The 22,380-nt window shown below is 46.2% G+C and carries 14 protein-coding genes; all 14 read right to left on the minus strand.

Features of this window, described 5'->3' with window-relative positions; translation table 11 throughout:
• Positions 1–12: 12 nt before the first annotated feature.
• Positions 13–3,150 carry a type I restriction endonuclease subunit R gene (locus tag R70723_RS27965; protein WP_039877336.1) on the minus strand — a complete coding sequence of 1,046 codons (3,138 nt, stop codon included), beginning with the start codon at positions 3,148–3,150 and terminating at the stop codon, positions 13–15.
• 17 nt (positions 3,151–3,167) lie between these two features.
• A complete protein-coding gene (locus tag R70723_RS31740) occupies positions 3,168–4,514 on the minus strand; it encodes a restriction endonuclease subunit S (RefSeq protein ID WP_047171256.1) in 1,347 nt (448 codons plus the stop codon).
• Positions 4,504–6,027: a class I SAM-dependent DNA methyltransferase gene (locus R70723_RS27975; protein WP_039877337.1), complete on the minus strand. Its 1,524-nt coding sequence runs from the start codon at positions 6,025–6,027 to the stop codon at positions 4,504–4,506. Before R70723_RS27975 ends, R70723_RS31740 begins: the two co-directional genes overlap by 11 nt.
• Before the next feature lie 13 nt (positions 6,028–6,040).
• Positions 6,041–7,627, minus strand: coding sequence for a restriction endonuclease subunit S (locus R70723_RS27980; protein WP_039879385.1), 1,587 nt, complete (start codon positions 7,625–7,627; stop codon positions 6,041–6,043).
• A gap of 97 nt (positions 7,628–7,724) precedes the next feature.
• Positions 7,725–9,338 (minus strand): Tn7-like element transposition protein TnsE, encoded by a 1,614-nt coding sequence (locus R70723_RS27985; RefSeq protein WP_039877338.1) that lies wholly within the window; start codon positions 9,336–9,338, stop codon positions 7,725–7,727.
• Positions 9,326–11,116, minus strand: coding sequence for a TnsD family Tn7-like transposition protein (locus R70723_RS33140; protein ID WP_076418470.1), 1,791 nt, complete (start codon positions 11,114–11,116; stop codon positions 9,326–9,328). Before R70723_RS33140 ends, R70723_RS27985 begins: the two co-directional genes overlap by 13 nt.
• Positions 11,117–11,130: 14 nt before the next feature.
• Entirely contained in the window at positions 11,131–12,795 is a 1,665-nt protein-coding gene (locus tag R70723_RS27995) for an ATP-binding protein (protein ID WP_039879386.1), read from the minus strand.
• Positions 12,796–12,800: 5 nt separating this feature from the next.
• Entirely contained in the window at positions 12,801–15,002 is a 2,202-nt protein-coding gene (locus R70723_RS28000) for a TnsB C-terminal domain-containing protein (RefSeq protein WP_039877340.1), read from the minus strand.
• Between the two features lie 3 nt (positions 15,003–15,005).
• Positions 15,006–15,830: a heteromeric transposase endonuclease subunit TnsA gene (locus tag R70723_RS28005; RefSeq protein WP_039877341.1), complete on the minus strand. Its 825-nt coding sequence runs from the start codon at positions 15,828–15,830 to the stop codon at positions 15,006–15,008.
• Positions 15,831–16,094: 264 nt separating this feature from the next.
• Entirely contained in the window at positions 16,095–17,927 is a 1,833-nt protein-coding gene (gene glmS / locus R70723_RS28010; protein ID WP_039877342.1) for a glutamine--fructose-6-phosphate transaminase (isomerizing), read from the minus strand.
• Positions 17,928–18,243: 316 nt separating this feature from the next.
• Positions 18,244–18,381: a hypothetical protein gene (locus R70723_RS33640; RefSeq protein ID WP_156123855.1), complete on the minus strand. Its 138-nt coding sequence runs from the start codon at positions 18,379–18,381 to the stop codon at positions 18,244–18,246.
• 156 nt (positions 18,382–18,537) lie between these two features.
• The gene (glmM, locus tag R70723_RS28020; RefSeq protein WP_039877344.1) at positions 18,538–19,878 is read right to left on the minus strand and encodes a phosphoglucosamine mutase; all 1,341 of its coding nucleotides are present in this window, start codon (positions 19,876–19,878) and stop codon (positions 18,538–18,540) included.
• A 167-nt stretch (positions 19,879–20,045) separates the two neighbouring features.
• Complete coding sequence (locus tag R70723_RS28025) at positions 20,046–21,494, minus strand: CdaR family protein (RefSeq protein WP_039877345.1); 1,449 nt, start codon at positions 21,492–21,494, stop codon at positions 20,046–20,048.
• Entirely contained in the window at positions 21,487–22,317 is an 831-nt protein-coding gene (cdaA, locus tag R70723_RS28030) for a diadenylate cyclase CdaA (protein WP_039877346.1), read from the minus strand. Before cdaA ends, R70723_RS28025 begins: the two co-directional genes overlap by 8 nt.
• Between the last annotated feature and the right edge of the window lie 63 nt (positions 22,318–22,380).

Genomic DNA, 22,380 nt, shown 5'->3' on the forward strand with positions numbered 1-22,380 from the left:
GCCTGATGTCAGTTAGTATTTAAATTCTTCTGTCTCTGCCTGTGCCATCAACTCCGCCTGTTGAAGCACCAAATCAATTGCCAATTTTTCAAGATCTGGCGGATATCCGTATTTCTTCAATAATCGCTTAATCGTAATACGCATCTGAGCCCGGACATTCTCCCGAAGAGTCCAGTCCACCTTGATGTTGTTCTTGATGGCTTGTGTCAATTCGTGAGCAATTTGCTTAAGAACCAGGTCCCCCATAAGCTCCTTAGCTGACTCATTAGAAGCAAGCGCATCATAAAAAGCAACTTCTTCCTTAATGAGCCCTAGATCTTCACCGCGCTTTACGGCTGCGTTCATCTCTTTAGCCATCTGAATAAGTTCTTCAATGACCTGGGTTGTCTCAATCGTTCGATTATTGTACTTACGAATAGCTTCATCGAGCATTTCAGAGAATTTTTTCGACTGCACGATGCTTGTGCGAGATACAGCCTTCACCTTGCCTTGAAGGAGTCTTCTGAGCAGTTCGACAGCGAGGTTCTTTTGCTTCAACCCGCGAACATGCTCCAGGAACTCATTCGACAAAATCGCAATGTTAGGCTTCTGCAAACCAACTGCTTCGAGAATATCGACGACTTCATCAGACATGACCGACTTGGAGATCAACTGGTTCAGTTCCGCATCAAGTTCATTCGTCGTTTTCTTCTTGTTCTCTGTGGTAATGATTTTGACAATTCCCGATTTTACTGCTTTATAGAAGCTAATTTCAAGGTTAACCGACTCTGCAGCTTCTGTCGTTGCGCATAGTGCATAGGCCTTTGCCAGTTCCGTGGTCCAATTAACAAAATTGCGTTTGCCTTGATCGCCGAGCCCAAGCACATAATCAACAGTCTCGACAATTGCCTTCATCCGTTCAGAAGCTTTCTCCGACGCATATTTCGAAAAGTCCTGTCCATGCAATTGTTCGCGAATGAGCTGTATACGCTCCAACATGAAATCAATCGCTTGGTCCGTATCAATTCCTGCAGTTTTACGGTCATTTTCGGTGTATTGCTGGAGTGCCGATTTTAACATATCTGCAATGCCGATATAATCTACAATCAGCCCCCCCGGTTTGTCACGAAATACACGGTTAACACGGGCGATAGCCTGCATGAGGTTATGGCCCTTCATCGGCTTATCAATGTACATGGTGTTCATGCTTGGCACGTCAAACCCGGTCAACCACATATCACGCACGATGACGATCTCCAGCGGGTCGTTTAAATCCTTCATCCGTTTGGCCAAATGCTCACGGCGCCGTTTTGTCCCGATATAAGGCTGCCATTCTACAGGGTCGCTTGAGCTTCCGGTCATGACGATTTTGATTTTACCTTCGTTGTCGTCATCACTATGCCAGTCCGGACGAAGAGCGATAATCTCCTTGTAGAGGTCGATAGCAATGCGCCGCGACATCACGACGATCATGGCTTTGCCGAACATGGCTCCTTGGCGCTGCTCATAATGCTCAACCATATCCTTTGCGACCTTTTTGATCCGTTTCTCCGCACCGGCAAGCGCTTCAAGACGCGCCCATCTGGACTTAAGCTTCTCTTGCTGAGTATACTCCTGATACTCGGTAATCTCTTCGTATTCTTCATCGATAACCGGCCGCTCCGTATCCGACAACTCCAACCTGGCGATCCGGCTCTCATAGTAAATCTTGACGGTCGTACCATCCTCTACAGCCCGTGTCATGTCATAAATATCAATATAATCACCAAAAACAGCCGGAGTGTTCTTATCCGTCAACTCAACAGGTGTTCCAGTATACCCGATATAAGAAGCGTTCGGTAAGGCGTCACGCATATATTTTGCATAGCCGTATTTGATGTTTGCTTCCTCATCCGATGCGACCATTTCCGCCTGAAAGCCGTATTGACTGCGATGTGCTTCGTCCGCCATTACGATGACATTACGACGGTCTGTGAGCACAGGATACTGGGATTCGCCTTCTTCAGGTGAGAACTTATGCACGGTTGTAAAAATAATCCCGCCCGATTCTACCGAAAGCAGCTGCTTTAAGTGAGCACGGTCTTCGGCGTGTTGCGGAGTTTGGCGGAGCAAGTCTATAGACTTGCTAAATGTGGCATATAACTGATCATCCAGATCATTACGGTCCGTTACAACCACAATTGTCGGGTTATCAAGAGTCAGGACCAGTTTGCCTGCATAAAAAACCATAGACAGGCTTTTACCAGATCCTTGTGTATGCCAGATGACGCCGATCTTGCGGTCGCCTTCTTCCAGTGTCGCTCTTTCTGTAGCCGCGATCGCCTTATTCGTAGCATGATACTGATGATATCCGGCCAATATTTTGAATAGATGTTCACCATCTGTCTGAAATAAAACAAAATGCTTGATGATGTCGAGCAGCCGGCTTTTTTCGAACATGCCCTTAATCAGCACTTCGAGCTGCGGCAGGGAGGAGGATGCAACATCCTCTCCATCAATGGTGCGCCACATCATGAATCGTTCCTCGTCAGCCGTCAGTGTCCCTACTCTGGCATTGACCCCATCACTGATGACCATAAAGGAATTGTATGTGAATAGGGACGGGATCGCCTTTTTATAAGTCTGCACCTGATTGTATGCATCACTAATTCCCACTTCTTCATTTGAAGCGCTCTTCAGTTCCAGAACCGCAATCGGAAGGCCATTGACGAACACCACAACATCCGGGCGTTTATCGACTTGGTTCTCAATCACCGTAAACTGATTCACCACAAGAAAATCGTTATTGTCAGCGTGGTCCAAATGAGTATCAAACAACCAGACTTTTTCGGTCGGATAATCACCGTTAGCATTCCGATACTGGACATCGATGCCGTCCGTGATCATCTTCTGAAATGCTTTGTTATTGATCATCAAACTCGGGCTCCGAGGCACTTCGATGATACGAATCGCTTCCTCTATGGCCTCACGCGGCAGATGCTTGTTGATACGGATAAGGGCTTCACGTAGGCGTTCTTTTAGGATGACGTCCTGATAGTACTGTCTTTCCGGATATTCTCCTTCAGGTGAGAGCTCGGGCCCGTAGGCTTTGTTGTAGTTGAGTTCTTCGAACCACTCTAAAGTGGCAAGCTCCAAGTCGCTCTCGGCATAAGATGTGGTGTAAATGGCCATGGGTACACCTCCTTCAGTTAGGTAGTGGAGTATTGGGCTTTGCTTTCGGCTGCTAGTGGCAAGTCGGAAGATTGAGAATATGGATACTCTTCATCCAAAGGGACTCGGATTTCACCTGACATGAGTTTGGGGAGAAGGGTGTCACGTGTGATAGACAAGCTTTCCGTTTCTTTTTGAATAAGCAGAATAGTAGCAAACATTGGTTCAACCAAGTTATGAAATTGGTCTAATATAGATTGTTCTGGTAAAACCATTTTAATATTAGAAAACCGCGATTTGCTCAGATTTAATGCGACACTACCGCCTGATCCCATATTCTTAATGTACTCCGAAATACGGGAAAGAGATAAATAAACATAGTAACATTCATTACTATTACAAATAATCGTATTTATTTGTTGATTTGTCTGACTTGGTTCAGAAGTCAATACTACCAATCCGGGTGTTGCAATACAGCTTACGCATACACTAAAAGCTGGGACTGTCTTTGAAGCTTGTGTTCCCGCTCCCTTGCTAGAGAGCGCACGCTCAGTCTTCGTTACGAATACTTTGTTATGCATGTCCGGAATCGTAATAAAAGGGGTTTCTTCTCCAAAGTTATCTTTTTCCTTCGTACTTGGGGTCTTTCCACATACAATCCCCTGTATCGAGACTTCGCCTAATGTCTTTACCTTCCACCCCTTCGGAATCAGCCCCAACTCACTTTCCTCAAACTCACCGCCGCTAGACTTATACGGTTCACTGTTTTCATTCGGGAACTCAAAATCCACAAACCAGCGTTTGAAAAGGGCTTGGGCCATTTCTTCGAGGTTTTTATTGATGGCATTGTTGAGATCAATTTTGTCATCAATCAGTCTCAACATTGTCGAAACAGACTCTTGTATTTTCAATACAGGTACCATAAGCTTGAACTTTTTCAGAGCAGGAATTCGAATATTACTAACTACTGAACCAGTACCCTCATGCATTTTGATTTGATTTTGCACTTCAGGCGTCAAAAGTGAGTAATATAAAAAGTATGGTAGAATAACATCTGTTTTAGCCTTTAATTGAAGCATTCTTTGTCCAAGAAAAAACTTTTCATTTGAAGATTTGATAATGCCAACTTCCCCCATAGGGGCCTCTCTAGTTAGAATCACATCGTCCTCAACGAGTTTACCTCTAACAGACCATGCCTTGTAAGTTTCTTCCGTTACATATCTCGCATCTTCTGAATTAATTCGACCATTTCGAATGTTTGTTGTTCTTAACATTCTAAAATTAGTCTTATAATTGACTACAGGTGCAGTTTTATGTTGACAATCAGTAACTGTACATAGTTCATCTAACTCAAATGTTCGCCATTCTTGATTCTCAAAACTCAAACCCAATCCCCCCAAGCCGCTTGCGAATCTCATCTTCCAGATGCCGCGATTTTGCAAATTGCTCTGCCAATTCCGACGTCAGCCGAGCCATCTTATCCTCAAACGGCTCGCTCTCCTCCTCAACATCCTCAATACCTACATACCGACCAGGAGTCAATATATACTCATGCTCCTGCACTTCCGTAAGTTTTGCAGCCTTGCAGAATCCCTTAACATCCTCATAAGCTCCGGCGTCAGCCTGCCCGCGCCAGGCGTGGTAAGTATCCGTTATCTTCTTGATATCTTCCGTCGTCAGCTCACGATGAGTACGATCGACCATTTGTCCCATTTTGCGAGCATCGATGAACAGTATTTCCCCACGGCGGTCGCGCAGTCCTCTTGGAGCTTTGTTCTTCACCATAAACCAGAGGCAAACAGGAATCTGCGTCGAGTAAAACAATTGCCCTGGCAGCGTAACGATGCAATCCACCAAATCCGCAGTGACTAACTTTTTCCGAATCTCGAGTTCCGCTGTCGTGCTCGTAGACATGGAACCGTTCGCCAAGACGAAGCCGGCTACACCGCTTGGCGCCAGCTTGTTTACCATATGTTGAATCCAAGCATAGTTGGCATTGCCTGCTGGAGGAATTCCATACGACCAACGTGCGTCATCAGTGAGCCGGTTCCCGCCCCAGTCACTAATGTTAAAAGGTGGATTAGCCAGTATATAATCGGCTTTCAGGTTCTTATGAAGATCATTATGGAACGTATCCGCATGATGCTCGCCCAAGTTGCTGTCGATACCGCGGATCGCTAAGTTCATTTTGCAAAGCTTCCAAGTCGTCGAGTTCGACTCTTGTCCATATACTGCGATATCTCCGAGCCTGCCTTGATGCTCTTCTACGAACTTCTCGCTCTGTACGAACATGCCTCCAGAGCCGCAGCACGGGTCATAGACACGACCCTTAAATGGCTCAATCATCTCTACGAGCAGGCGAACAACACTATTTGGCGTGTAAAACTCCCCACCGTTCTTACCCTCGGCGCTAGCGAACTTACTAAGGAAGTATTCATATACTCTGCCAAGCACGTCCTTAGAGCGGCTATCTTCATCGCCAACTTTGAACGAGAACAAGTCAATAACTTCACCAAGGCGTGTTTTATCTAGAGCAGGTCTTGCATAATCCTTAGGCAAAACACCTTTCAGAGATGCGTTCTCCTTCTCAATATCGACCATCGCTTGGTCAATGATTTGGCCAATCTCCGGTTTCTTGGCATTATTCTTAATGTGGCTCCAACGAGCATCCTTCGGCACCCAGAAGATATTCGCAGCAACATACTCGTCACGATCTTCGGGATCAGCATAAGGTTCATTGCTCAGTGCTTCATATTTCTCTTCAAAAGCATCCGATACATATTTAAGGAATAACAGGCCTAAAACGACATGCTTATACTCCGCCGCATCCATGCTGCCCCGTAGCTTGTCGGCCATGCTCCATAATTTTTCTTCAAAACCTAGATTTGCTGTTGACATTCTTAGTTCCTCCTCAGTAGAGCTCGCTGTATATTTCGTTTTTTACTTGCTCCCATCGATCCGTAGCCTCACGAATCTTTTGCTTATACCGTTCTTTTTCCTCATTGTAGCGTTTTACCCGATTATTCTGCTCGTCGTGGGGAAGAAGAGGCAGTTCTATTTCACCCACATCTGAAGGATTCAAATTCAGAACGGTTGTCCCTCGCTGGAAGCTCTGGATCAGTGTCACTCCCACCGGACTTTCCAGGAATATCTTTGCATATCCGCTACTAATGGACTCTTTAAGTCGAATGACAATAATATTGGCAGAAGCAATTACCGTTCCTTCTGTTTCTGGAAAGACAGCCAGTTTATTCACCGTGCCTCGACAAGCCATGACCAGATCTCCGGGAAGAATTTCATAGCGTTTGATCTTCCGTTCTTCTTCATCGATCGTCTCCAACTGATCCGTTCGTACTTCGCCGTCTTCAATGTTGGAAATATTTAATATTTTGATGTTTCCTGCTCTAAGATCTTGCTTAAGAACAGATTTGCCCCGGAATATATCTGCAACATCCCTTAACTTTACTTTAAGAACAGGGGCTTGTTGAAAAGACCTCAACGTATCTTGATCTTCATCAAGCAGCATATCTATTCGCCAGTTCTCAAGCCGCGCAAAAGCTTCAGCATGAACTGAAATTTCTCGCTCTGGTTCCAAGGACATCTTATGAAGCAGTAGACGACCTATAATCACTTGCTGTGAAGGTGACCTTCCAAATTCAATCTGATAAGTCTTGACCGATATATAAGGCCGAAATAACCCATCAGGCAGCATATGTACAGATTGGATAGGAGCAGATTCATTTATCTGTTCTCGCCACTGCGCATTACGCCCAGATTGAAACAACATCCGTGCAGGAAGTGTAACGCTTATCCTCCCGGTATCTTGTAACAGGGGGAGTAAGTGATTAACCGCAACGCCTTCCGAGTCTCTAATGATCGCATCTTCAACTTCATCCATCTTTATTCCGAATTTCGGAATGGTTAAGATAGCGTCATACTTCTCAGACAGGGGCAACGGTTGATAAATCGATCCCTGAATGATGCGGACATTCAGATAAGACTCAAAATAAGTCTTCAACAGCTTGGCGATAATGTAATTCTCGGTTACCAGCGTAATCGTAAACGAACGCTTGTACAATTGACTTTCGGCTAGACCGCGCAAGTATTTCTCTGCTTCTGCAATCAACAGCGTTCGATAGTGATGTCGTTCACACATATCTTTAAATCTGTCCATAATGCTCGTATGAACGGTAATCGCACCTGTTACTCGGTCTTGCTGTATCGTCTGAATAGCATAGTCTAATAAATCCATATCTTTGCCTGCTTGATAGAGCCTAAAGAACAACTCCCGATCACCAGGAAAATGTCCGAATTCACGCTCACCGGCATACTGGTTCATCCATCGGAATAGCGTTTCAGGTTCCAGAATCGATCTATGTTCTGCCCCCTGCAACTGTAACGCTCTATTCGTTTGAACTACCCGCACAGCCTCTCGTAGCAATTGATCCCTTGTGCTAATGTTATGAAGTAAGCAAATATTCCAAAATGTCTCAATCAATCTATCACCCTCTAGCACTAGGAACTTACTCCTAAATAATACCACAATAAAATCTAGTATTACAATACTAAAAAAAGAACTGACATCAGTCAATCCTTTAGTTTAGCAATTTCCCTTTAAGTTTTATTGACCAGTCACGCGGACTATCACTCTGATAATGCTTTAGCTTTTCAATATGTGCACCAGAACATTGACTCAGAACGTACTGATCCCAATGCCCACCTTTTTGTACTAATCCGTCGAGAAGTTGCGTGATTGTCCTCTCAATAGCTTTTAAATGGATTAGATTGGTTGGATCGAGTATTAGCGTCGAGATCGACCAATCATCCGGCCGTGCAACCTCTAGTATGTACTTTGTAAACATACTATTGGATACTTGAACAATTGCACAGGTCCGGCGCGTACCATTCGGACATATTGAAAAGCGTTTACCAGGAGGAATTCGCACTATAGACATTCGAATGGAATATGAAGTCATTTCTTTCAGTAGTGTTATCATTTTGAAAAAATCTTCAAGCCCAATAGCTTCAGAGATTGGAACCATCTCTAAACTTTGAAAATCTATAGGTGGAGTATCGCCTCCCACGATTGAATCTTGAACACTGACTTGTCTTGGTTGGTCCAGGCTCTTGCCGCCTCTACCCGAGTTAACAACTATATCGTCCCCCGCATGCGTTTGTTTCAGATTCTTCTTTCGAATTCTCACGATCGGGAAATTAATAAATTTCATAAAAGTAGGGGGTGCTTCAAGTACATCCTGATTTGTATCTTCTTTTGCATGTTCACTGTTATCATTAATTATAACGTCGTCGTTCTTGAATTGATCGGGTATCCTTAACCGCCTGTTTCCAAAGACTGATTCCTGCCGCTTTTTGGAGTGATGCCAGAAGTCAATTTCGGTTGCCGGATGCGTGAAGCCGGAGAACCCCACGATTTCTTTCACCAAAACCATATTCATGAATTGATCGCCCCTTACTATCAGTTCGATTGGACCGGTAGAGGGAAGCTCCACATCAAGAAGATTCCCCTTTCTAAATGCCTTTTTTGGATTAGTAGGAGACTCAGCTACTGCTCTACTTAACAATCTTTGATAAATGGAATTCCACATGGTATATATTTGGGAGTCCAGATAAATCCAAGACATATGACGGGCGTTACTCTCATTAGCCATTGTATTAGGTACCCGGTTTCCTAAATAAAAGTGTAGAACATTATTCTCAAATTCACATCGTTCAATTAGTTGTTCTAGACCATGGGGCTGCATTAGCGAATATGCCATTAGCTGCGAGTTAATAAACATTGCTCTAAGAAGCTCGATAACAGGAATACAGACCGTTATATTCCCCACTGTATACTGAATAATATTTTGCGTTCCTAACTCTGGATTCTTTCCAAAGTCAATGAGACGCTTTGGCAATTGAAATCCATTTACAATCTTCCCCTGATCAAGTGAAGGTATGGTGAATGTATAGGACGATCCGCTCATCGGGCGGACTTGATTAAGAACACCCTTCGTGTATATTTGGCCCAATCTTAATAGAGGAATTGCGCCCCAGGCTCGAGACAGGACTTTAACCTCACCACGTGCTCTTCTAAAGGCAATTCGAACTCTCCAGTCACCTTTATAATCTGTGTACGGTGATCCGAACCAAATCAGTTCAACATCCTCATTTTCTTCAAACGGCCAAGGACTAAATTCTACTGAAGCCACTGCGTCGCCACCCTATCTGCAAAGTTCAAGGTATGTAATCCTTGACCGCTGTAATAATCAAGCGCGTCAGTTACCGCACTAGAATAACCTGGTCGTAATCCGGCCTTTCTGATTAATTTCCATCGTTTAATGGGAAACTCATCATTCATATGTTCTGCTGCCCATCCAATTCTGCGTATTTGAAATTGATCAACTGTTTCGAGACGGTTCGATAAAATAGCCATCGTGATCGGAAGCTTATCTTTATGCTTTTCAATTAATGCAAGGTTTCTAATACGTTTACCAACTGAGGCATATGTAATTCGAATAGGCTTCATGTCCCGATCAGAAAGCATCTTATTGCACGCCTCTTCAACCTCCAAGCTCAATTCGAGGTCGCGCTTCTCCCAGTCAACACGAATGTAACGTAGGTCATGCGCGTTACGTTTCTTTTTGAGAGCTCCCGTTTTTATTGTTAGGGGGGACACAGACGGTAAATTCACTTCATCACTGAAGCTCTCATTTGCCGGACTAAGCCGTGCGTACTTGATGACGGTATTTGTATCCACGCCAAGCTTCTCAGCGGCAGCTCGGTACGATAAACCCTTTCCCATATAAGCTGTTAGTTGATTCTTCCAGACAGGTCCAAAGGCTTTAATGCGTCCGATTCGGTAACGATCCTCTGAGCTATGGTCCGGACCTCTTCTGGAATAACAGAACCCGCAGCTACAAGAGAATGTTCCTACCGGTCCTCCAGTGTCTGAACAACGCGTAATCTTTAAGTGACGGATACATGGTTCTCTGTAATGATCTGCAGCCCTATTTAGACATGGCCATGGGCCTTTACCAAAAGGAGAATAGCTCGTATCTCTTTGCTCCAGGAAGCTACTGAAAGAACCAAAGAGGAAGCGTATAAGCAATAATTGTCTTAAAGGGTGAACGGCTCTGCGAGCTTTCCTTGTAGACACTGCCAGCCAGGAGTAATCATTTCCATAGGTCTGACAGTTCAGGAACTCCAGCATTTCTTTGCCATAATGAGAACTCAATTTCATCTCAAGCTCGCGCTGCCGAATTCGATTGGATGGGGTTAAATAGCCTTGTTCACTTAATTTATGTAATAGAGAGTCTCTGGAATCGTACAGATGAAGTGAGTGACCAACGCTAAGCAACAATTGAACATCCTGAGCAATTTCAAGCAATCTTAGGTAAGTCCTTTCTGGGTCAGGCAATACCAATGGATTGAATTGAAATAAGTGTCTTGCAATAGGCAACACCGTTAAACCATGCCGATCTGAAACAGGATGTGTTATTCTGTGAAGCACAATACGATGTTTAGGACAAACCATCACCCCGGTAGCCTGATGCACACGGTGCCAATAGGGCTCGCCAAACCGCTGGATATCTTCTTCATAACATGATTGGCAAAATCGCAATTCAGCATTCCGCTCCATGGAACTCGCTGTAATACCAACCAGCGCATGAATTCCTGAACCATCATTGCTCCTCATCATCTGCTGTAATTGTCGGCTCCTATTCTGAGGAAGAAAGGGGGCGTAATATGAATATAACGTATGCTCGTCAATCCATTGATCTGATGTTATACCTATGATCTGGCTTCTGGGGGATAGATTATCGAGATGACTGGGAAGATCCAATGTAGGAATAACCTGATCTGTACCGAATAATTCCCGAAATGTCCATTTCGGGCTGGAGTTGTTCATCCGCAGGTGATATCTAGTAATCACGCTATAGAGTAACTCATCCGGGTAAGGGAGAGGCATACCGCTATACATATCCATACTTTCACCGCCTTCTATCCGATAAACTCCATTGGATCTTTAATATATCCGGCAACTTTGAGGGAATCGTATGCCGGCAGCTTTTGCTTCTTGCCCTGAGATACAATTACGCGTAAATCATTTGGCTCTGTCGGTTTTGACTTCACTTTCGATTTGCTTCGCGGAATAGACTTATTAGTGGAAGAAGTATTACTCTGCTCCTGTAAAGCAATCTTCAGCGCTTCTTTGTGCAAATCTACGGTATCAATTTCATGAAGATGCTTTTGTACTACAGCCTGCGCTGCTTTTAATGCCATGGCTTCTCCTATGCCAACCTCAATCAGCCACACATTAACTTCAGACACCGTTTGCTCTTGCAGGTCATATCCAAGCTCCGTCTTTATCACCTCAAGCCGAGCAGCCTTCCGTTTCTCTGCTTCAATTCGATCCAGGTAGTCATCTATAGATACGCTGTCATATATGTCTGCAAACTTTTGAATTTGATTCTTCTTCCCTGATCGTAGCGCTTCTAGTGCTGGCTTAATCAGCGTAAATCGATCTCTGGCCACAGAGCGGATAAGTTCCGGTGTAATATGCTTGATCTCCTTGTCCAGCGCACGCCACTGCGTCAGCATAAAGAGCTTAATTGCAATATCCGATATACCTTGAGATTCCTCAAACATGATATCTATAAACTCAGGTGTTAACTCCACTTTTTTGTCGGTCCACTGGTACTTCCACAACCCCTGCAGAAGCCATTCCCATTCCTCATCCTTCTGAAAATGGTGCCAGGTTGCATCACCTTGCCCGCTATTGCGCCGCGCATTCCTGAATTCACCATTTAGGGCAGGCAGTGCCTTATAGGTACCAACTAGAATGACAGGAAGACCAATCGTATTCACCAGCTGGACGAAGAAGTTCAGCATTTGCGCAGCCCGATCATCCTTCGCTTCCTGCAGATTCTGAATTTCATCAATGACAAGTACGCCAAGACAATGTACGGCGGCAGCCTGAGCCATAATCGGCAATAATTCATCCGTCGTTTTTGTTGTATTCTTCTTGTAATACTTCGTCCCGACTAAACTGTCGACCGCCAATAGAAAATTCAAACATAAACCTCGTATAGATCCATCATGCGGACAGTCCATTTTTAGCCATACAATCTGATAGGGGGCAGGCATATCCTGACCTTTATACTTTCGATGCAAAATGACTTGCGGATACATCTGGAGAATACGCATCAGACTGCTTGATTTCCCGATTCCGGATATGCCAACCAGAGCAAAGCCTGCCGATGTCGGTGTGTTCACGGGATAACCATTTGTATGACCTTTTATAATGAGCTCATAAGCGTCTTTACGGGCTCTGAAGGCATAATTAGGGGTAAGAGGATTTCGGCCTACATAACCATCCCTTATAAGTCTGGAGATACTCTGTTGCAGTTCAAGATGTCTCGATAATGGCCTGAAGAAATCTCTCGAAATCCGTTGTACACAATGCATTCTTAAGTGGACCGGTAGTTCTCGTTCAGCAACATTGAAACTCGGATTGGATGCCAGCTGCTTTGCTACAGTCTTGTCGTCCCAAATAGGCGGCAACGCCTCCAAGAGAGGATTATTCCTATAGTCCTCAAGCAGCGGATCTTGATAATCTGCCTCCACAAAATGACCACGACTGAAGTGAAATAAGGGAACATCCATCTCGTTCACTCTTCATCACCGTCTTCCTGCAAATAGGCTTTAATCTTAGAAAGCTTGTCAGCCGGAGGTATATAGGCTTCTTGCGGTCTTGTTGTCGCATCCCGGTTAATCGGTACTACGTTATCATCCTTCGAGCTCTTTCCTTCAACTGTACGAGATTCAGCTAGTTGGAAAACCTCCTGTGGCCGATTCAACTGCTTTTCTCCGCTCCGATTTCCCCTGATTCCTTTAACACGCTGGTTACTACTTGTATCACTATTGCGTAACGCCTCATTTGTCTTTTTCGTCGCTTGCTCTACAATGGCTTGGGTCTGCGCATCCAAATCAATCTTGGCCAACATATTATTTATCTCGTGATGTCTGCCATGATATCGTTCAATCTCCAATAAGTCGTCTACTTCTTCAAATCTCTTGTTAAGATATCGTTCTTCTCGATCAAGTAGCGTGCATACCTCGAACTGTCTTCCCGCATCCAACCATAAGTAGATTTCATTAGTGGAACGCGGGTCATAGCACACTTTTACACGCCAAGTCTTGCCGACTCTGGCCTTAACGAACCATTGCTCTCGCATAGCCAAATCGCAGCCATAATGGACACCTTTAAACTGGATTCCAGCTGATGTTACGGTAGCTTCTCCCTGGGGAAGAAGGTTGAGCTTAACAATAGCTTCCGGAAGCTTCTTTAAGCGCCCCGTCCGGTTTATTATTCCCCACTGCCATAATTGGTATGGGATCGGCTCAACATTATCTGCTACCATAAATTCATTGCGATCATACCAGAGCATACGGTGTTTGTTGTTATGATAAAGAACGTATTGGATCATAATCTGAGTAAACTCTCGTAACGTCAATTTAGCGTCAAGACGATAATCCCGTTCGCCGCGTTCTCTGAAGCGTTCCTTGATAGCCCCCGGCATAAATCGAACACTTCTCAAGTTCACCAGACGAAACTGTTGCTCTACAATTCCTTTCCAGTCGGCTCTATAAGGTGGCGCATTTTCGACATCCACACCAAGAACGTCAATAAGTCTAGCCGGTTTATCACCCTCAAGCTCACCACGGTCTGCTGTAAGCTTTTGCGGCAAATGGCTGCTCATCCATTCCTGCTCAGTAATTTCAATGCCGTACTCGGCACAATACCTTACTTTATCAGCTGTTGTATTAGCTAAAGCCATCATGGCGCCAACCCAGCTAGGGCCTTCCAAACCAATGTATATCCCTGTTATATAGCGGCTAAACACATCGATGACAATGTAAACAATCGGACGGCCAATAATCCATTCGCGCTGATATTCGCTAACCAGATAAACATCTGCAACCGTAGCATCAATCTGGAATCTGGAGCCTGGACCGAAGCTCTCAAGAGTAGAGCTCCCGAGTATTGGACGGTGATTCAGTTCATATCTTTTTTTACCGTGTCGACTTTTAAGTGTATTTTCAAGGTCCTGCTCTTTCTGAAACCAATACTTATATTGGCCAAATGTGGGTAACTTCTCCGGAGGAGGGAGAACGGGAATCAGAGCTTGTCCTTCTTGGCGGTACCCGCTCGCGAAGAATTTCTCCAGTGTTTTTTGGTAAGCATGTTTTAAAGGAGATTTCTCCTGAGTGTTATAAAATAATTGTATTCCTGATCTCAGTAACTGCTTGGTTTCTTCGTCGATGTTTATACCCGCTGGCTCATGTTCAAACTTTCGAGGACGCCCACGTTTGGCCTCGGTAGGAGTACGATCATTGCCGTAACTACCGCAATTGTTATAGTGAGGCAGCAGCGTATTCTTCATTTTCCCACCTTGCCAATATCTGCGTAAGTAGCGATAAATTGTACTTTTATGAACAGCAGTTCGACCCTGAACCTCTTGGATTTGAGCGCCTCTGAATTTCTTGTCATAGCAATTTGGTTCATCAAGGACGATATCTTTGATGGTGTCCCATGACTTATCACGGAGTGCCAAATGCTCAGGGGCAATATCAGTATCAATTACAGGGACGCTATCATTAATCCAATCCACTTGCCTACAAAGCTTCGATGCAATACCTGCAGCATATTCCGAATAAGCTTTCATAACAGGAAAAGCTTTATCATCATCCATTGCAATGCTGTAGAGGTATTCCTCATTTGGGGAAATCCATAGTATTCTCTCAACCTGACGCACATCGGACTCTGGCAACTGCCATTCGACTACCATATTTTCATAGAGTATCTGCATATCTCAGCCGCCTTTCGCCAATAAGCCATCTGCTCCAGTGATATGAAACCCATTAGCACTATTCGATGGATTAATCTTCTCATTCATATTTACAGACCAGATTCTCCGGGCTACAAAATGTCTAAACATAGCCAGGGCTGTCCCGGCTTCTAACCCCATTTGTTCATCGCATGCGAGACACGCTTTAGCTATTGCAGTCCCTGATTGTATTAAAGCAGCGAGTGAACGCTCCAAGCTCTGGACAGCAAAGATCCCAAGTTTCTCGACATCCTCATTGTGATACTCTTTATGAATCCATTCGACATTGCGGATTAACGTATAAGGCAAATCACGCTCAGTCACAACTCCCCAATCTACCTGATGTGACTCCCAGTATATTCGTTCAATCTCAAATTTCTCTAATATGCGTTCATTCTCCAACTCTTTAGCAGGCTTAACCGTCCTCGCATATTCCTTATCTTTATATGTAATTACAAAGTCTGTAGTCATGACGATATCCATGCCAGTTCTAGGGTCTTTGGGATGTGCGATACCAAGCTTGTCAGCAATCAGCTTCGTCTCTTCAAGCGGGAGGAGGGGATATTGCTCACGGATGTCTGTTACTCCATCGGCATAATCTAGGGCATAGAAATAATCGCGTTCCAAATCGGACAAGAAGGTGTGTTGTCTGCCTGTGGTCCAGCCGACACCCCGAGTCGATCTGCCTGTTGATGGCACATCCTGTACTCGCAGCCACGGAAGATAATCGGCTCCCGTTCCTTGTCCTCTGCCTTCTTTGATAAACCTATCAATCTTCGCGTCCGTAATTTCACGTTTTCTTTTGGCCAAGATGACAACACCTCCTTAAAAGAAAACAGGGCTACCCGAAGGCAGCCCCGTTTGGAGTCATGATGTTATTCTGGATGTAGGTTCTGTAGACAGTAGAAGAGCTCCTAATAGCAGTATGGCCAATTACGTCAGTCTAATACTTTATTTTCCCAGTCTACAACTTTATTTTCTCAGTCTAATACTTTATTTTCCGAGTCTAATACTTTATTTTTCAGTCTAACACTTTATTTTCTTCTAACAATAACTTCAAAAGCAGCCCTACAATTACTCCACAGTAACACTCTTAGCCAGGTTTCTTGGCTTATCAACGTCATGACCCAGAGCCAGGGAAGCATAGTAAGCCAGCAGTTGGGTTACAACTACCGACAGAGCGGAAGTCAGCAACGGCAGGGTCTTTGGAATAACGAAGGCCTGGTCAACGGATTTCAGCAGGTCGGTTACGTGCTCCTGGTGAGTGATCGCCAGTACGTCTGCGCCGCGGGCTTTCACTTCCTTGATGTTGCTCACAGTCTTTTCGAGTACGGCTTCTTGAGTCGCCAAGGCGATAACCGGAACGCCGTCTTCGATAAGAGCCAGTGTACCGTGCTTCAGCTCACCTGCAGCATAAGCTTCAGAGTGAATGTAGGAGATTTCTTTCAGCTTCAGCGAGCCTTCTTGAGCTACAGCGTAGTCTACGCCGCGGCCGATGAAGAACAGGTGCTTGTGGCTGGAGATTTGCTCTGCATAAGTTTTGATGGCATCCTTCTGAGCCAGGATTTCTTCAACCTGTTCAGGCAGGGTGTTCATGGCAGCCAGAATTTCAGCAACCTGTGCATCGGTCTGGGTTCCGCGTACTTCAGCCATGTACAGGCCAAGCAGGGTGAACGCAATAATCTGCGAAGTGTAAGCTTTCGTCGATGCTACAGCAATTTCCGGACCAGCCAGAGTAACCAGTACATCGTTAGCTTCACGGGCAATGGAGCTGCCTACTACGTTAGTGATCGCCAGTACGTGTGCACCATTAGCCTGACCTTCACGAAGGGCAGCCAGGGTATCCGCAGTTTCACCGGATTGGCTGACTACGATAACCAGTGTTTCCGGTGTTACGATCGGTGAACGGTAACGGTATTCGGAAGCAATATCATTCTCAACCGGAATACGAACCAGGGACTCAATCAGACCGCGGCCAACCAGACCCGCGTTGTATGCAGTACCGCAAGCAACGATCTGGATGTTACGGATGTTCTTGATCTGCTCAGGAGTCAGGTTGAGTTCCGGCAGGATAACTTTCGTGCCTTCGGCGTTGATGCGTCCGCGCATAGTATCACGGTAAGCCTTAGGCTGCTCGTGGATTTCTTTCAGCATGAAGTGCTCGTATCCGCCTTTTTCTGCGGTAACTGCATCCCAATCGACAGTAATCATTTCCCGAGAAATAAAGTTGCCTTCAATCGTCATCAGTTCGACAGCATCTCTTGTCAGTACAGCCATTTCGCCGTCGTTCAAAATATATACGTTACGGGTATATTCCAGCAGTGCCGGAATGTCCGACCCGATAAAGTTTTCACCTTCGCCAAGACCGATAATCAGCGGGCTCGCCTGACGTACAGCAACCAGTTTATCCGGCTCATGCTCAGTCAGAACGCCCAGGGCAAATGCACCGCGCATATGGGTGATTGCCTTCTGAACAGCCTTAACGATATCTCCTTCATATTCACGGGCAATCAGGTGGGAAATAACCTCTGTATCCGTCTCGGAAGTGAAGTGGCATCCGCCGGCAATCAGCTCTTCTTTGAGTTCCAGGTAGTTTTCGACAATCCCGTTGTGTACAACCGAGAATTTCTGGCTGTTATCTGTGTGCGGGTGGGAGTTCTCGTCGGATGGTTTACCGTGAGTCGCCCAGCGGGTGTGTCCGATACCGGCACTGCCCGTCAGCGGAGTTGTTTCAAGTCTGGATTCCAGGTTAGCCATACGGCCCTTTGCCTTAACAACCTGCAAGCCTTCCTTCGTGAAAACAGCAATACCTGCTGAATCATAACCACGGTACTCCAGCTTTTTAAGTCCTTCTACCAGGATCCCCTGCGAATTCTGATTACCAATATATCCTACAATACCACACATTATAAAATTCCTCCGTCCAATGATTGTAATGTGGGCGGCATAAGGAAATAGACGTGCCGTGCGGCAAGTGTAGAGAAAAAGCATTATTCTGTTGTCAAATCTGTCACCTGTAAAATGACATCCACAGTCTTCTTCTCTGCCGCAGCAGGACGTACGTATTTTCCGTTAGCGCATACCCATGAATGATTAAAATCTTCGTACACCCATACAAGCGTTGTGTGAAAGGTCGCCCTAACATTTTCCGCTTATATTTACGGCTCTGGTGTATCACCGGGAGGTCCCCGCCGAACATTTCGAACACCTCCACCTCGTCAGCTTACATCTGCCGTGATCCGTTCCAGCCTGCCGCCAATCCGGCTACTGCAGCTGTCCCTTCTCCCCCGCGCAAGATCAAGCTCTGGCGCTTGCTGTTGCTGTTTACCTCACGATCCCCGCTTTCCTTCTTGAATGACACTTCATCATTATATGCACCTTACATCACTTTTGGCAATGAAATAATGTTTGAAAGCTTTGGAATTTGCTTGAAAATGATGTCACATTAGCTGAAAAGCCGATGATCGAAGCACAAACTCCAATCACCGGCTCTGCCCGCTAATGATTTTACAATATATTAAACCAGTTCGCGCTGAACAACCTCAACAATCTGTCCTACGAACAGATCCAGCTCAGCCTTATCCGGACCTTCTGCCATAACACGGATCAAAGGCTCCGTACCGGAAGGACGTACCAGCACACGGCCGTTATCCCCAAGCTTGCTTTCTACCTCCAGAATAGCAGCTTCAATTGCCGGGTTATTCGGGTAGTTTGTTTTGTCCTGCACCCGTACATTTACAAGCACCTGAGGATACTTGGTCATCATCGACTTCAGCACGCTGAGCTTTTTGCCTTCGGCCTTTAATGTATCCACAAGCTGGATCGCGGTCAGAATTCCGTCACCGGTTGTATTATAATCCAGGAAAATAACGTGGCCGGACTGCTCTCCGCCCAGGTTATAGCCGCCGCGGCGCATTTCTTCCATCACATAGCGGTCACCGACAGCCGTCTTGGCTGTATTCAGTGCCAGCTTCTCGGTAGCTTTGTAGAAGCCGATGTTGCTCATTACGGTAGACACAATCGTGGCATCCTTCAGCTTGCCGGCACGGTTCATCGCATCTCCGCAGATGCAGAGAATGAAGTCACCGTCCACTTCTTCGCCTGTTTCATCGATAGCAATCAGACGATCGGCATCACCGTCAAAAGCAAGTCCCAGATCCGCACCGTGACGCAGCACCTCATCGCGCAGCTTCTCCGGATGTGTCGAGCCGTATCCGTCATTAATGTTGAGACCGTCAGGCTCCGCGCCGATCGCAATGACTTCGGCTCCAAGCTCTCTGAACAGGCGCGGTGCCAGCTCATAGGCTGATCCGTGCGCACAGTCAAGTACGATCTTAATGCCTTCAAAACGGTTAGTGATCGTGGTCTTCAGGTACTCCAGATACAAATATTTCGCATCGTTATCGACGGTCAGCTTGCCAAGACCGGCACCCACAGGACGCGGAAGCTCATCCTTCTCGGCATCCATCAGCTCTTCAATGCGCAGCTCGGTTTCATCCGTCAGCTTAAAGCCGTCTCCGCCAAAAAACTTAATGCCATTGTCTTCCACAGGATTATGGGAAGCGGAGATCATAACGCCCGCATCCGCCTTGAGCAATCTGGTGATATATGCTACAGCAGGTGTGCTGACAACACCGATCCGGATAACCTCCGCACCGATAGACAACAGCCCGGCTACGAGTGCTGATTCCAGCAGCGGTCCGGAGATCCGGGTGTCCATGCCGATAACCACTTTCGGCTTTTCTACGTTTCCAGCCAGGACATATCCGCCGCAGCGGCCAATGCTGTAGGCCATTTCTGCTGTTAATTCACGGTTGGCGACCCCGCGCACACCGTCAGTTCCAAAATACTTACCCATCTCTTTTCTCCTTTTAGTACGCTACATTGTTGAATGTAAACTTAAGAATGTTATGTACGAAGCCCTTTTCTTAAGTTCATCTTATAGCTTAATGAATTATTGTATGAGAACATTCGGAATCATGTAACTAAACTGCCCTACACATAGACGCTATCCCGAACAAAAAGTTACGTTCCGCCAGTATTGCCAGAATTAGTATCATTCCCGCTGCTCTCAGGAGTACTGCTGTTCTCAACAGTGCCTTCTGTAGGAGCTGGCGTGGCAGTAGCGGCTGGCTCAGCGCTGTGTGTCGGCTCCACACTGTTCTCCCCGCCGGAAACAGCCTCAGAGCTCGGCTCAGGAGTCGGCCCGATTCCGGTGTCCGGACTGGCCGTCGCCTCCGGTGTGGCCGGTGTCTGCAGGTCTATGGTAACGATATGCGGCTGCGGGGAATTGACCAGGGAGATGAACCTCGGCATCGAGATCTGCAGCGTGACCTGATGTACACCCGCTGCCAGACCTCCAACATCAGCTACCACACTAATGTTATCCTGATCAAGCTGATCAAGCAGGGTCGGTGCTCCTGATAAGGTCAGCGTAATAGCTCTGGCGGGCGGGTCTGTAACTACCGCTGTTAGCCCGCTGCTTACGCCTTCCAGCTTAATCGGGATATTCTCCATCGTCCGCTCAGCTACTTCAGCGGCAGACACCGTGACGTTCACCTCAGCCGGTTCTATCTTGGACGTCCCCTCAGGCGGCTTCAGCTCAAGCTTCACCTGCTGTGTCCCCGCAGACTGAACCGTACTGAGATCCAGGGTGGCTTCATAGGAGGATAAGCCCGCGAGCATCTCCTCACTGCCGTACACCGTAACTGTATCCATCTCAGGCGTAACTCTGGATAATGAGAGAGAGCCTGGCAGCTGTCCGGTGAAGCTGACATCCAGCGGCAGCGTTTTGTTCGGAAGTGAAATGGACATTTGAACAGAAACAGCAGACGGCTCAATAACGGCGCCGCTGATTTCGTTACCGTCGCTGTCGTAGGCTGTCAGCCTCACTCTCTTCTCTGTAAAGGTTTCATTCTCCCCATCAAGCTCAACGGTGCCCTGAACAGTTGCCACTTTACTGAGCTCACTGGCCGGCAGAGTAACCTCCACCTCTGCGGGATCAATCACCGCAACATCAGCCTGGTACCCCTCTGCCGGCGCACCCGTAATATTCACAGAAACCGGAAAGGTTTTCGTGTTACGCAATTCGACATGCACATTCACCTCAGAGGGCTCCATCGATTCAAACTCTACTCCCTTGGGTAGAGTATAATTTAACGGAAGCGTTGTATCCCCCGGTCCTACATCGCTTAAATCGAGCGTCACCTTGTAGGCATCAGAAAATTTGAAGTTAAGATCCGAATTTTTACCCGAGACCTCAAGCCTCACACTATCAGCATCGAAGCTGTATACATACTTTTCTTCGTCCATGCCTGTCTGCTCTATTTTTACATTTTCAATAATTTTCGGCTGCATACTGACTGTTGTCTGATTGGTTGGCTCGGTATCCACATGCACAATCGTCCACAGGATAATACCGAAGACAAGAGCAAGAATTTTGTTGAAGTTGTTGTTCTTCATCCACTTATCCATTGTTCTTGCCCCCTCTCCGTTTCCAGAAAGCAGAGCTTTTCTCCTTCAGCGTCGAAGACGCGCTCAGCTCCTGATGAAGCTTCGAGATCAGCGATTCTTCCTTAATATCACGCACAATCTGCCCGTTAATGGCCAGCGATATTTGCCCCGTTTCCTCTGAAACCACGACAGAGACGGAGTCCGCAACCTCACTGATCCCGATTGCCGCCCGGTGGCGCGTCCCCAGCTCCTTGCTGATGAATGGATTCTCCGAGAGCGGCAGATAACAGGCGGCAGCGGCGATCTGTCCATCCTGCATAATCAGCGCCCCGTCATGCAGCGGAGTATTGGGAATAAAAATATTAATCAACAGCTCCGAGCTGACAACTGAACGCATAGGTATGCCCGATTCCGTGTATTCATTGAGGCCGGTCGCCCGCTCAAAAACAATAAGCGCCCCTATTTTCCGCTTGGATAAATAGTTCACCGCTTTGATGACCTCGCCGACCAGCCTGCTGATCTCCTCATCATTCTCCGAGGCCCGTCCAAAAAACTTACCCCGACCAAGCTGCTCCAGCCCCCTGCGCAATTCAGGCTGAAAAATAATAAAGATGGCAAACACCCCGAAGGTATAAATCTGGTTCATCAGCCATTTGAGCGTGTAAAGGTCCAGAACCGTGCTCAGCGCCCAGATAATAACCAGCACCAGAATTCCCTTAAGCAGCTGGACTGCCCGTGTGCCGCGCACCATATTGAGTACTTTGTAGATAATGTAGCTGACAATCAGGATATCGACTATATCTTTAATGGATTCTTTCCATGTTAAGTCAGTAAAATAGCTCATTGCCCAAAACCCCCGTCATTTCATATTAGCTGGGTTTATGTAAATTGTCTGTTAGCTCTGTAT

The sequence above is a fragment of the Paenibacillus sp. FSL R7-0273 genome, from assembly GCF_000758625.1.
Taxonomy (GTDB): Bacteria; Bacillota; Bacilli; order Paenibacillales; family Paenibacillaceae; genus Paenibacillus_AQ.

Bases quoted from the DNA above. Each gene is read 5' to 3' on its own strand.
- glmS (WP_039877342.1), bottom strand. From the start codon at position 17,927: ATGTGTGGTATTGTAGGATATATTGGTAATCAGAATTCGCAGGGGATC.
- glmM (WP_039877344.1), bottom strand. From the start codon at position 19,878: ATGGGTAAGTATTTTGGAACTGACGGTGTGCGCGGGGTCGCCAACCGT.
- R70723_RS28000 (WP_039877340.1), bottom strand. From the start codon at position 15,002: ATGCAGATACTCTATGAAAATATGGTAGTCGAATGGCAGTTGCCAGAG.
- cdaA (WP_039877346.1), bottom strand. From the start codon at position 22,317: ATGAGCTATTTTACTGACTTAACATGGAAAGAATCCATTAAAGATATA.
- R70723_RS27965 (WP_039877336.1), bottom strand. From the start codon at position 3,150: ATGGCCATTTACACCACATCTTATGCCGAGAGCGACTTGGAGCTTGCC.
- R70723_RS28025 (WP_039877345.1), bottom strand. From the start codon at position 21,494: ATGGATAAGTGGATGAAGAACAACAACTTCAACAAAATTCTTGCTCTT.
- R70723_RS33140 (WP_076418470.1), bottom strand. From the start codon at position 11,116: ATGGATATGTATAGCGGTATGCCTCTCCCTTACCCGGATGAGTTACTC.
- R70723_RS27995 (WP_039879386.1), bottom strand. From the start codon at position 12,795: ATGGATGTTCCCTTATTTCACTTCAGTCGTGGTCATTTTGTGGAGGCA.
- R70723_RS27975 (WP_039877337.1), bottom strand. From the start codon at position 6,027: ATGTCAACAGCAAATCTAGGTTTTGAAGAAAAATTATGGAGCATGGCC.